Here is a 12445-nt window from a genome sequence, read left to right on the forward strand (position 1 = left end):
ATTATTACATAATGACGCGTGGTATAATCTGGCTTGAACACCATATCGTGGAGGGGTGATAAAGTGAAAACAGCTATTCTCGACAGATTCGTGTTTTCTGACGAAGTTAGAGATATCATAGAAAACGCCCCCGAGATAATAATACCAGAGAGCAGGAAAGAAATACTTGACCTTGCCATAGCCGGTAGAGACCTTTTTGAAGTAGGCTATGAAGTTCCCGGAAAAGGATTCGTGGTCGAAGCAACGGTCACTCGCTGTAAAAATGGCCTCGTGGTCAATTACCCCGAACCGTACATGAGACGAAGAGACCCAAACGCACTCGTAGTTGGTGACGATCTGGAAACGGACAAGCCACGTTTCAGAGAAAGATTCGGAAAAGAATTCGAACCTATTCGACAGGAAACCTTCGAGTGGCTGAAAAAACAGGAGTTGATCCTGCTACCTTTCATGGCCGGTGGATACGATTACGGATATCCTGCCGTTCTGATAGCCCCCAAAAACGCCGGGTTCTTCGTTGGCGGTCTTGCCGATCTCCAGTTCTTCGTACCGGCCAGCGAAGTTCCCGAGAATTTCAAACCCAAACTCTACATGTTCTTAGCCCCGCCTTTCAGACACACACACTTCGACGGCAAACAGGTGGTCGTCCACTACAGACACAACTCTCATTATGAAATCTTCGCCTACAACCTATATCCTGGACCCAGCGCCAAGAAAGGAGTCTATGGATTTCTTCTCCACGTAGGCGAGAAAGAAAAATGGGTCACCGCGCACGCATCTGCAGTGAAGGTTATCACACCCTACGAAAACGAACTCGTGATCATGCACGAAGGGGCAAGTGGAGGAGGAAAGAGTGAAATTCTCGAGGAGATACACAGAGAACCGGATGGGAGAATAAAGCTCGCCGAAAACATTGTGACCGGTGAAAAATTCTATATGGAACTGAAACAATCCTGTGTTCTCATGCCTGTAGCAGATGATATGTTTATGTGCCATCCAAAGCTCCAGACGGGAAAGAAACTCGTGGCCAAAGACGCGGAAGCTGGATGGTTCATAAGGGTCGACCACATAACAGAATACGGAAGCGCTCCGGATCTGGAAAGGCTGACCATACATCCGCCTGAACCGCTCATATTCCTCAACATCTACGCCGTTCCAAACTCAACCGCATTGATCTGGGAACACATCGAAGATGAACCAGGAAAACCGTGTCCGAACCCGCGTGTCATCATACCGAAACGTTTTATGAAGAACGCGGTTTCCGAACCCGTGAAAGTGGATGTGAGAAGCTTTGGAGTGAGAACTCCTCCTTGCACAAAAGAAAAACCAACGTACGGGATCGTGGGTTTGATGCAGATTCTGCCCCCTGCGCTGGCATGGCTCTGGAGACTGGTAGCACCAAGAGGACACGCAAATCCAAGCATTGTCAGCACCAAAGGTATGACCAGCGAAGGAGTAGGATCCTTCTGGCCCTTCTCTTCTGGAAAAATGGTAAGACTCGCCAACATACTTCTTGAACAGATCATAGACACACCAGAGACAAGATACATCCTCGTACCAAATCAGTACATCGGCGCTTACAAAGTAGGGTTCATGCCGGAGTGGATTGCAAGAGAGTATCTCTCAAGGAGGGGCGGCGTCAGATTCAGACCAGACCAGCTCGTTCCATCGAAATGTTCGCTCCTAGGTTTTTCTCTCAAAGAGATGAAGATCGAAGGAAACACCATTCCGAAAGAACTTCTGCAGCCACACTTGCAATCCGAAGTAGGTGACGAAGCTTACGAAAAGGGTGCTCAAGAGTTGAAAGACTTCTTCAAGAGAGAACTGAAAAAATTCCTGACCGAAGACCTGAATCCCGTGGGAAGAGAAATCATCCAGTGCTGTCTCGACGACGGATCTCTCGATGACTATCTCAAGATCATACCGATGAATTTTTAAAGCGGGGAGGATTCCCCGCTTTTTTAAAGTCCGAAGTCTTCCAGCGTCAGAATCACCTTGAACCTTCCCGGCTGTCTCACCCCAGATTCCACTACCAGAAAGTAGTCACAGATCCTCTGAGGAGAAGAACAGTCTGCACAGAATCCTGTTTTTGTACACGGTGTTTCCAGATTCAGTCGTTTCGAATTCATCGGAGAGATGTATCTCAGCCTTTCTCTCGCCTCCTCTACGTCTTTCACCACCTTGTTCACACTCGCTATCACAACCACGTTTTTTGGTCCAAAAACAACGGCGGCTACCCTGTTACCGTTCCCATCGAGAAAGACCAATTTTCCATCTTCCGTTATGGCATTCGCACTGGTGAAGTAATAGTCGGCCCAGAAACTCTTTCTGTATATCTCCTCCACTTCCTCCCTCGTTTTGGCAGCTGCCCTGTCGAGGAAGTTGTACCTGCCACTGCGCAAAAGTTCGATCACACCTGTATCTGCCAGGGTGAGGGAACCACCAGCCGATACCGTTGCACCCTCCGGGATAAGCTCTTTCACTCTCTCAAGAATTTCTTCACGATCACGAGCAATCCATACCTCATGTTTCTTTTTTCTTAAGTTGTTAGCCACGTGCTCTGCGAGTTTCTCTTTTTTCCATAGCCATAGTTCCTCTCTCAAGCTCATAACTCTATACCTCCTTTTTGTTGAATTTGTGTGATTTATAGAGAAAATCTTATTAACTGAAACTAAAATGGTAGGTTTAGTGGTAGGTTTTGTGTACATTTTGTAGTATCTGAGTTTTAAATACATACCATATATTGTATTAAATAGACAAACAATTGCATGAAACTGAATATATGCAAAGCAAACCTACCACCAAACTCTGTATTGACCATTTTAGGACAACTTCAGTGTGGTAGGTTTCTGAATCTCTCATCAATAGACTATTTTAGTCTTTACAAACAATATTACCGTTCAGATTCAAGATTCTACAACGTCCTTTTAATGAGCGTTACAGAAAACCTACCACCTAAAATCCAGTATCCAAGCCGATTTCAGAGAAACCTACCACTTACCTACCACTTACCTACCACCCGGGTGGTAAGTTGCAGACATCATTAAAAGCCTCATCAGAAGCCTGTTCAAAAATTTCAATACTCGAAACCTACCACCTGCGTCCCCTATTATTTACTACTACTAATAATAGCAGTATAATTGATCCTGAAAAGAGGTGATAGAAAATGAACTGGAAAGTAGAACTCTCGGAAATAGAAAAAAAGAAGCGATTCTTTCTGGAAGGCATCTTTGATAAGGACGGTATAGAACTCGATGTTGGCTTTTGCAGATTCCTGGAACCTGTTCAGGTGAAAATGGTCGTTGCAAAGACAAAAGATGGTTTCACCGTTGGTGGATACGTTCACACGGCGGTAGAACACCCCTGTGCCAGATGTCTTGAACCCGCTCGTGTTGAGATAAGAGGAGTCATAGAAGCTCTCTATCTACCAGAAAGCATGAGAAAAAATGTAAAAGAAGAGAAACTTGAATCTTTGAAAAACATCATATACTATCATGAAACGGAATTCGATCTTTCAGAAAGAATCATCGAAGCAATAGTGGTTGCCATTCCAGAAAAAGTTCTGTGCAAACCGGACTGCAAAGGGTTGTGTCCCTACTGCGGTGCCAATTTGAATGAAGAGCCCGATCATAAATGTGATAAAATTCCTGTGGTTGACAGCAGATTCGAAATCCTTGCCGAGTTAAAAAATAAACTCAAAAACGAGGAGGTATAAAAGATGGCTGTTCCAAAGCAAAAGAGGTCCAGATCGAGAACTCATCACAAGAGAGCGAAGATCTACAGAGCAATAAGCGTGCCTCTTGAGAAGTGCCCAAACTGTGGAGAATACAAGATGCCACACAGGGTCTGTCTACACTGCGGTTACTACAAAGGAAAACAGGTGCTTGAGATATCGGAGTGATAGAGTGAAAATAGCGATCGATGTGATGGGTGGTGACAGAGCGCCCGATGAAATTTTGAAGGGCGCTCTTTTGGCTTCAAAAGAAGTTGAGGGAGAGATAGTACTCATCGGACCCGAAGAAATAGTGAAGAACAAAGGTCTTCCCTTTGTTTCTGCCTCTGAAATCGTTAAAATGGACGATCCTCCTCTGGAAGTTCTCAGAAAAAAGAACTCTTCGATGCATATGGGCTTGAAGTTGCTCTCCGAGGGAAAAGTGGATGCGTTTGTGAGCGCTGGTGCCACTGGTCCTCTCTTTCTTGGTGCCACTTCAATCGTGGGTAAACTGGAAGGCATCGAAAGACCCGCACTTGGAGTAGCCGTACCTTCGCTCAAGGGAGCTACCGTTCTCATCGACGCGGGGGCGAACGCCAAGGTCAGACCAGAGCATCTGGTTGATTTTGCTTTCATGGGAATCGCTTACTCCAAGGTTCTGGGAGCAGAAAACCCAAGAGTTGGTCTTCTGAATATGGGATCTGAAGAAAACAAAGGACCAGATGATATCAAAAGAGCCTATCAGCTTTTGAAGGAGTTTCTCGGAGATACGTTTTTTGGAAACGTTGAAGGCCACGATATAAACCTTGGCACCGTTGATGTTGTGGTGGCTGATGGTTTCTCAGGGAACGTCGCGTTGAAAACCATGGAGGGTACTGCAAAGTTGGTCACGAGTGTGTTGAAGGAGTCTATAAAGGATGGAGGATTTCTTTCCCTCCTTGGGGCGCTTCTCATGAAGAGAAGTTTTGACAAGATGAAAGAGAAGCTCGACCCCAGGTCCTATGGAGGTACTTTTATATTGGGAGTGAAAGGAATCGTTGTGAAAGCGCATGGATCTTCAGATGCAAAGGCCATAAAGCATGCTATAAAAGTTGCGGAGAAGGGTATTAGAGTGAACATCGTTCAGGAGATAGAGAGGGGGATCTCCCATGTGCGGAATAGTGGGGATGGTCGGTGAGAATTTGAAACTCGAAGATCTTGTGACATCACTTCAGAAGCTCGAATACAGAGGTTACGATTCAGCGGGTATCGCTTATTTGGGTGATAGTTTCGGAGTGTACAAAAAGAAGGGAAGGATAGATGTTCTAAAGAACGGACTCAAACAAAAGCTGAACGATAGATTCTTCGTTGGGATCGCTCACACAAGATGGGCCACACATGGTGAGCCGAACGATATGAATGCCCATCCTCATATGGATTGTAAGGAAGAAATTGCGGTGGTTCACAACGGCATAATTGAAAATTATAGAGAAATAAGGGAGTTTCTGGAGCAACGAGGACACGTTTTTTCGTCGGAAACGGATACCGAAGTGATCGCTCATCTTGTGGAAGAAGAGTTCGAAGGCGATCTGCTTGATGCCGTCCTGAAAGCCGTCAAGAAGTTGAAAGGAGCCTACGCGATCGCGGTTGTTCACAAAAATGTTCCTGACACCATTGTTGCTGCAAGGAAAGGCAGTCCCCTTGTTGCCGGGATTGGAAGCGGTGTGGGGATTCTCGCGTCGGATGTGACTCCCCTTTTGAGGTTTACAAAAGACGTCGTTTTTCTGGAAGACGGCGACGTGATGGTTTTGAGAAAGGATGGATTTGAGATTTACAACACGGACGGGGTGAAGCAGCAGAGGAGAGTTTACCACGTTAACTGGGATGAAAAAGCGGCAGAGAAGGGTGGATACAAACACTTCATGTACAAGGAAATAATGGAGGATCCGCAAGCTCTTGTGAATGCACTCGTTGGAAGAGTGAAGAACGATCGACCATTTTTTGAAGAGCTCGAGTACTACGAAGAGCTTCTAAAGAATGCAGATAGAATCCGTGTGGTGTCGTGTGGAACCAGTTACTATGCAGGGTTGGTGTTCAAATATTTCCTGGAAAATCACACGGATATAGATGTTGAAATCGAGGTCTCTTCTGAATTCAGATACAAGAGGCCTCACATAAAGGAAGGAGATGTTCTGATAGCCATCTCACAATCTGGGGAAACGGCAGATACCCTTGAATCTGTTAGACTTGCCAAGAAACACGGTGCAAAGATCGTTTCAATTGTGAACGTGGTAGGTTCCACACTCGATAGGGAATCCGATGTGACGCTCTTCATGAACGCGGGTCCCGAAATAGGAGTTGCCGCGACGAAAACCTACGTGGCTGAACTTGCGGTGTTGTATCTCCTCGGGCTGAAGATAATGGAGATAAACGGCTACTGGGATAGGGAAGCAGAAGAGATTCTGGACAAGCTCGTTCGTATGCCAGAACTTCTGGAGAACGTGCTGAGAAAGGATCCTCAGATAAGGGAGCTTTCTGAAAAATACAAAGATTACAGGAACTTCATGTACATAGGAAGAGGATACGGTTATCCCACTGCACTGGAAGGCGCTTTGAAACTGAAGGAAATAACGTACATACATGCCACAGCCTATCAGGCGGGCGAACTCAAACATGGTCCCATAGCCCTTCTGGATGTTGATTTTCCAGTTTTCGCTGTGATGCCGGACGATAGTCTGTTCTTCAAAACCAAGAGCAACGTGATCGAGTCTAAATCGAGGAATGCACCTGTGATTGTTCTGGGAACGGAGGGTAACAGAAGTCTCGAAGAGATCACAGGTGATATCATTCATGTTCCCCCAACCCATGAGAGTCTCTATCCGCTCATGATGGCTCCGGTTATACAGCTGTTTGCTTATCATATAGCGGATTTGAAAGGACTGGATCCGGATAAGCCCAGAAATCTTGCGAAGAGTGTCACTGTGGAGTGATCTGGAGGTGAAACCAGGTGATAGATGTTTTGAGGAAGATCCTGAAAAAGATCTCTGAGAAAGGCGGAGAGAACCCAGTTGTGCTCGATATGAGAAAAACACCTGTTCCAACGGATTACTTTGTGATTTTTACGGCGAATTCCTACACCCATATGAGGGCGATGAGGGACGAACTGATCGATCTGATAAAGGAATTGTCGCTACCCTTGATCTACTATGACAAAGGCGAAGAATACGAATGGTTGATCATAGATGCGGGTAGTGTTGTGATCCACATCTTCACGGAGAAAGGAAGAGATTTCTACGACCTTGAAGGACTCTGGATAGACGCGGACAGGATAAGTGTTTGAGGAGGATGAGAGAATGGCAGGAAAGTTCTGTAGTTTTTGTGGACGCGATATTCAGCAGGTGGAAAGGCTGATTGCTGGTCCCAACAACGTTTACATATGTAACGAGTGTATCGATCTGTTTCACGATCTTCTGAGAAGCGATAGAAAAGTCCGTATAAAAAACGAAATAAAAGAAATTCCAACACCTGCGGAAATCAAGGCCGAACTCGACAAATACATAATAGGACAGGAAAGGGCGAAGAAAGTCCTTTCCGTGGCCGTTTACAACCATTACAAACGGGTGTTCTCAAACCTAGATTCTAACGATGTGGAGATAGAGAAATCGAACGTTCTTCTCATCGGTCCCACGGGCACCGGGAAAACCTATCTTGCGAGAATTCTCGCCAAAATCCTCAATGTTCCATTCGCCATAGCCGATGCAACACCTCTCACAGAGGCAGGATATGTGGGAGAAGATGTGGAAAACGTTGTTCTCAGGCTGCTGGAGGCAGCGAACTTCGACGTTGAAAGGGCCCAGTACGGAATCATCTACATAGATGAAATCGACAAGATAGCCAAGAAATCCCCAAATCCTTCGATAACAAGAGATGTCTCCGGTGAAGGAGTGCAGCAAGCTCTCCTCAAGATACTGGAGGGAACGATAGCGAACGTTCCACCACAGGGTGGAAGGAAACATCCGTACCAGGAGTTCATAAAGGTGGATACGAGGAACATCCTTTTCATAGCCGGAGGAGCGTTCGACGGTCTTGAAGAAATCATAAAGAGACGTATTCAGAGTACCACCATGGGATTTGGTGCGGAGATAAAGAGCAAGAAGGAGATGAGACTTGGAGAGATCCTGAAACATGTAACACCGGACGATCTGGTACAGTACGGTCTCATTCCAGAATTTGTTGGAAGATTTCCTGTGATAGCGACGCTCGATGATCTGTCGGAAGATGATCTCATCAGGATACTGAAGGAACCGAAGAACGCCGTTGTGAGGCAGTATCAAAAACTGTTCGAAATCGACGGTGTGAAACTGGAAGTAACGGACGAAGCCCTCAGGATCATAGCGAGGAAGGCGCTCAAGAGAGGCACAGGTGCACGCGCTCTGAAAAACGTGTTTGAGGAAATGATGATAGATATGATGTTTGAACTTCCAAATTTGAAGAACGTGGAAAAGGTCGTTATCACGGAAGAAGTTGCTCTTGGAAAAGAAAAACCCATCGTTGTTATGAGGGAATCGGCATGAGAGTTCTTGGAATAGAAACGTCCTGCGATGAAACGGCGGTCGCTGTTCTGGACGATGGTAAAAACGTTGTTGTGAATTTCACAGTTTCTCAGATAGAGGTCCACCAGAAGTTTGGAGGGGTGGTGCCTGAAGTGGCGGCCAGGCACCACCTCAAAAATTTACCCATTCTTTTGAAGAAAGCTTTTGAAAAAGTCCCACCGGAGACAGTGGATGTCGTTGCGGCCACCTATGGACCTGGCCTAATCGGTGCCCTCCTCGTTGGTCTGTCCGCAGCAAAAGGACTCGCCATTTCGCTTGAAAAACCCTTCGTTGGAGTGAATCACGTAGAGGCTCATGTGCAGGCGGTTTTTCTGGCGAACCCTGATCTGAAACCGCCTCTCGTTGTTTTGATGGTTTCAGGAGGACACACACAGCTGATGAAAGTGAATGAAGACTATTCCATGGAAGTGCTGGGTGAAACGCTCGATGATTCGGCGGGGGAGGCATTCGATAAGGTGGCTCGCCTCCTCGGACTCGGATATCCCGGAGGTCCCGTGATCGACAGAGTGGCAAAGAAAGGAGATCCTGAAAAGTACAGCTTCCCTCGTCCGATGCTGGATGATGACAGTTACAACTTCAGCTTTGCGGGTTTGAAGACTTCTGTCCTCTATTTCCTCCAGAGGGAAAAAGACTACAAGGTAGAAGACGTTGCGGCTTCTTTCCAGAAGGCGGTTGTTGATATTCTCGTTGAAAAAACCTTCCGACTGGCAAGAAATCTTGGGATTAGAAAGATAGCGTTCGTCGGTGGTGTTGCCGCGAATTCTATGTTGAGAGAAGAGGTACAAAAAAGGGCGGAAAGATGGAACTACGAGGTTTTCTTTCCACCGTTGGAACTCTGCACGGACAACGCTCTGATGGTCGCAAAGGCGGGCTACGAAAAAGCGAAAAGGGGGATGTTCTCCCCCTTGAGTTTGAACGCCGATCCCAACTTGAATGTTTAGTCTTTCTTTTCGCTTGAAGCGGACGCTGTTTCTTTCTTTTTCTCACTCTTTCTCGAATCTGTTATGTAAAAACCGCTTCCTTTGAAAATAATTCCCACTCTTCCTATCGTTCTCTTCATTCTGGCACCACACTCTTCACAGATAACCTCTGGTGATTCGTTTATGCCATGCATGACCGTTGTTTCGTATCCGCATTCTTCGCAGACATATCTATAGATTGGCAAGTCTTTCACCTCCTTCAATAGTGCTTTGTCTACCTCGATAAAAAAATGGTCGGGGCGACTGGACTTGAACCAGCGACCTCCTGCTCCCAAGGCAGGCGCGCTAGCCACCTGCGCTACGCCCCGATCCATTTTTAAATGATACCATTAATCTGTCGTCAGTTCAACTCGTTTTTTCTTCATTGATATATAATTTATTATAAAAACTCGGGATAGGGTGGAGATTGATGAAGAAAGTTCTCATCGTTGACGACAGCAAATTCTGGCGGCTTGTCGTTTCTGATATCGTGAAAAATATCAAAAAGGACGTGGATATTCTCCTCGCAGAGGGTGGAATGGACGGGTTACAGAAAGCTTTGAATCACAGACCCGACTACTTCATCATCGATTACAACATGCCTGATTTCTCTGGACTTTATCTTTCTGTTGTTTTGAGAGAAATGAGAGTTTTCAAAGACGCAGGAATAGTCATATTGACCGCATCTTCTGACACAGTCAATCCCTTCTGGGCGAAAAAGAGTGGAGCGAACTTGTTCATAAACAAAGGAAAGAAAGAGGAAATCGAGAAAGAACTTCAGGCTTTTCTGAACACTCCGTACGAGTCTTTCAAAAACCGTGAGAGCAACGAATCTGGAAACGTTTTTCATATCGTTGAAAAGCGATTGAAGAGGGAGATTCTTGAGAAAGAAATTCTCTCTTATCTCAGGTACTCCCGCGACGAGCGATACGTGATTTCTCTTCTTGTTATGCTGTTCAGAAATTTCTCCCTGTTTGGAAGCTTCAGAGTGCTTCTTCTTTCCACAAGTGAAGGAAGGATTTACTCCTTTGGAAAATCGGTTGATAAAGAAGTTCTCAGGAAGTTTCTGATCTCCAAACTGGAAAAGCCAACATCTCCATCCTTCTGGTCCTTTTATGGTGTTTTTGGTGAGGGCTCGATTTCGGATGATAACGTTTTTGCAGTCGTGAAGGATGACGGAACAGAACTCGGGGTTATATTGTTTGAGGATGTTGAAAATCCATTCCTATTGAGAAGTGTTTTAGAGGATTCTCTTTCGAGTCTGATGGTTCTTTTCAGAAATCTGAACGACTTTCGAGATTACGTGATAGCTTCAGAAACAGACGGATTGACGGGTTTGTTTAACAAGAGGGCAATCATGAGATTTCTGGAAGAAGTTCTTCGAAACGGAAAAAATATTGCGGTAGCTATGATGGATATAGACGATTTCAAGAAAATAAACGACACGTTCGGCCATCCGGTGGGAGATGAAGTGTTGAGGGTGGTGGCAAACATACTGAGGGAAACTGTTAAGATTGGGAAAGTGGGAAGATACGGTGGAGAGGAGTTCATGGTGGTATTTGAAACAGGTGAGCGAGACGCGGTGGTAAAAACGATGGACAACATTATGGAGAACATCAGAAATTTTGACTGGCAGAAGATATTCGGAAGTGAAAAGAAAGTGACTTTGAGTGGAGGAGTTGCGTTTTCAAAGAAAGAGTCCTCACCAGTGGAATTGATAGAGGAAGCAGACAAAAAACTTTACACAGCTAAGCGTTCTGGGAAAGATCGTTACGTGATATAATAACTGAAAAATCACAGTGGGTGATAGCATGCACGTGCTGAAGCTCGTTTCGGATCTGGAAACACCGGTTTCCACCTTCATGAAGGTTTCCAGAGGGGAAGAATTCGCTTTCCTGCTCGAAAGCGTGGAGCTCGGTTCCGCTTTCGGAAGGCATTCCTTCATAGGTATAGGTAAAAAAGACGTGCTCGTTTTCGAAAAGGGAATCTTGAGAACTTCGAATCAGCAGCTCGATTACACTTCCTCTCCTCTCAAGGCGATAAAAGATTGGCTTGAGGTCTATAGATACAGCGTCAAACACGACGAACTCCCTTCGTTCAGGGGAGGAGCCGTTGGCTTCGTCAGTTATGACTACATTTCTTACATAGAGAAAGTCAAAGTCAAAGCCTCTGTGTTTCCCACGTTTTATTTCGTGGTACCCGAGCATCTCATAATATTCGATCACCTGAAGAACAACGTCTTCATCATCAGCGATAGCCCTGAGGAACTCACATCGAAGGTCTTGAGTCCTTTTGAGGAGAAACCAGAGAAGAACGTTTTTGTGACAGAACCGGAATCGAACTTCGAAAGAGAGCAGTTCTACAAAGTGGTTGAAAAGGCCAAAAAGTACATTGTAGAAGGTGACATATTCCAGGTGGTTCTCTCCCAGGCTTTCACATTCAAAACGACGCTGGATCCGTTCTACATCTACAGGGCGCTCAGAATGATCAATCCTTCTCCCTACATGTTTTATCTGAAGTTCGGAGACACGGTCGTTTTGGGATCTTCTCCCGAAACCATGGCGAAGGTGGAAGGAGACAAGGCCACTGTGAAGCCAATTGCCGGCACCAGACCGCGGGGAAGAACTGTTGAAGAAGATCTGAAGCTGGAGAGAGAACTTTTGAACGACGAAAAAGAGATAGCAGAACACGTTATGCTCGTGGACCTTGGAAGAAACGATCTTGGAAGAGTCTGTAAAGAAGGAACCGTGCGAGTGGAGAAGAAGATGGTTATCGAGAGGTACTCCCACGTTATGCACATAGTCTCGCAGGTGAGCGGTGAACTGAAGGACGATAAAGATGCTGTGGATGTGTTCGAAGCGACTTTCCCTGCGGGGACAGTCTCTGGCGCACCCAAAGTGAGGGCAATGGAGATCATAGAAGAACTCGAACCCACCCCGCGAGGGCCATACGCTGGAGCCGTTGGGTATTTCTCTTTCCCCGATGATAAGGGAAGGATGAACATGGATTCTGCTATCACCATCAGGTCCTTTTTCTTCAAAGGTAAACAGGGATGGCTCCAGGCAGGAGCGGGTATCGTTTACGATTCCGTTCCGGAGCGCGAATATCAGGAGACTCTGAACAAACTCAGGGCTTTGTTCAGGAGCCTGGAAGTTGCGCAGAAGATCCAGGGGGGATTGTTTTGA

General features: G+C 45.9%; 12 protein-coding genes and 1 tRNA gene. 10 read left to right on the forward strand and 3 right to left on the reverse strand.

The features are described 5' to 3' along the window. The first annotated feature begins 63 nt into the window (after positions 1–63). On the forward strand, positions 64–1935 hold the full coding sequence (locus tag T2812B_RS04150; RefSeq protein WP_008193983.1) for a DUF4914 family protein: 1872 nt from the start codon (positions 64–66) through the stop codon (positions 1933–1935). 23 nt (positions 1936–1958) lie between these two features. Here the strand turns inward: T2812B_RS04150 and T2812B_RS04155 are convergent, their stop codons facing one another. Continuing rightward, positions 1959–2606 (reverse strand): lactate utilization protein, encoded by a 648-nt coding sequence (locus T2812B_RS04155; RefSeq protein ID WP_008193985.1) that lies wholly within the window; start codon positions 2604–2606, stop codon positions 1959–1961. A gap of 557 nt (positions 2607–3163) precedes the next feature. Here T2812B_RS04155 and T2812B_RS04160 point away from each other — a divergent pair. Genes T2812B_RS04160 through tsaD form a run of 7 tightly spaced genes read left to right on the forward strand, consistent with a single transcriptional unit; the run spans position 3164 to position 9242 of the window. Next, complete coding sequence (locus tag T2812B_RS04160) at positions 3164–3712, forward strand: DUF177 domain-containing protein (RefSeq protein WP_004082764.1); 549 nt, start codon at positions 3164–3166, stop codon at positions 3710–3712. A gap of 3 nt (positions 3713–3715) precedes the next feature. Next, entirely contained in the window at positions 3716–3898 is a 183-nt protein-coding gene (gene rpmF / locus T2812B_RS04165; RefSeq protein ID WP_004082761.1) for a 50S ribosomal protein L32, read from the forward strand. A gap of 4 nt (positions 3899–3902) precedes the next feature. Next, positions 3903–4886, forward strand: a complete 984-nt coding sequence (gene plsX / locus T2812B_RS04170) for a phosphate acyltransferase PlsX (RefSeq protein WP_004082759.1) — start codon at positions 3903–3905, stop codon at positions 4884–4886. Beyond that, positions 4858–6678 carry a glutamine--fructose-6-phosphate transaminase (isomerizing) gene (glmS, locus tag T2812B_RS04175; RefSeq protein ID WP_004082756.1) on the forward strand — a complete coding sequence of 607 codons (1821 nt, stop codon included), beginning with the start codon at positions 4858–4860 and terminating at the stop codon, positions 6676–6678. The genes plsX and glmS overlap by 29 nt, the downstream gene beginning before the upstream one ends. A 17-nt stretch (positions 6679–6695) precedes the next feature. Further along, on the forward strand, positions 6696–7028 hold the full coding sequence (gene rsfS / locus T2812B_RS04180) for a ribosome silencing factor (protein WP_004082754.1): 333 nt from the start codon (positions 6696–6698) through the stop codon (positions 7026–7028). Positions 7029–7041: 13 nt separating this feature from the next. After that, complete coding sequence (clpX, locus tag T2812B_RS04185; RefSeq protein WP_008193990.1) at positions 7042–8262, forward strand: ATP-dependent Clp protease ATP-binding subunit ClpX; 1221 nt, start codon at positions 7042–7044, stop codon at positions 8260–8262. Then, positions 8259–9242: a tRNA (adenosine(37)-N6)-threonylcarbamoyltransferase complex transferase subunit TsaD gene (gene tsaD, locus T2812B_RS04190; protein WP_008193992.1), complete on the forward strand. Its 984-nt coding sequence runs from the start codon at positions 8259–8261 to the stop codon at positions 9240–9242. The genes clpX and tsaD overlap by 4 nt, the downstream gene beginning before the upstream one ends. Here tsaD and T2812B_RS04195 read toward each other — a convergent pair. Together T2812B_RS04195 and T2812B_RS04200 are read right to left on the reverse strand one after the other, a co-directional pair. Beyond that, the gene (locus T2812B_RS04195) at positions 9239–9466 is read right to left on the reverse strand and encodes an FmdB family zinc ribbon protein (protein WP_008193994.1); all 228 of its coding nucleotides are present in this window, start codon (positions 9464–9466) and stop codon (positions 9239–9241) included. The genes tsaD and T2812B_RS04195 overlap by 4 nt on opposite strands. Before the next feature lie 46 nt (positions 9467–9512). Then, positions 9513–9589, reverse strand: a tRNA-Pro gene (locus T2812B_RS04200). Positions 9590–9690: 101 nt separating this feature from the next. Between T2812B_RS04200 and T2812B_RS04205 the strand changes: the two genes are divergently transcribed. Both T2812B_RS04205 and T2812B_RS04210 read left to right on the forward strand, forming a co-directional pair. Further along, positions 9691–11043 carry a PleD family two-component system response regulator gene (locus tag T2812B_RS04205; RefSeq protein ID WP_008193996.1) on the forward strand — a complete coding sequence of 451 codons (1353 nt, stop codon included), beginning with the start codon at positions 9691–9693 and terminating at the stop codon, positions 11041–11043. 28 nt (positions 11044–11071) lie between these two features. Beyond that, complete coding sequence (locus tag T2812B_RS04210; protein ID WP_004082742.1) at positions 11072–12445, forward strand: anthranilate synthase component I family protein; 1374 nt, start codon at positions 11072–11074, stop codon at positions 12443–12445.

Source organism: Thermotoga sp. 2812B, assembly GCF_000789335.1.
Lineage (GTDB): Bacteria > Thermotogota > Thermotogae > Thermotogales > Thermotogaceae > Thermotoga > Thermotoga maritima.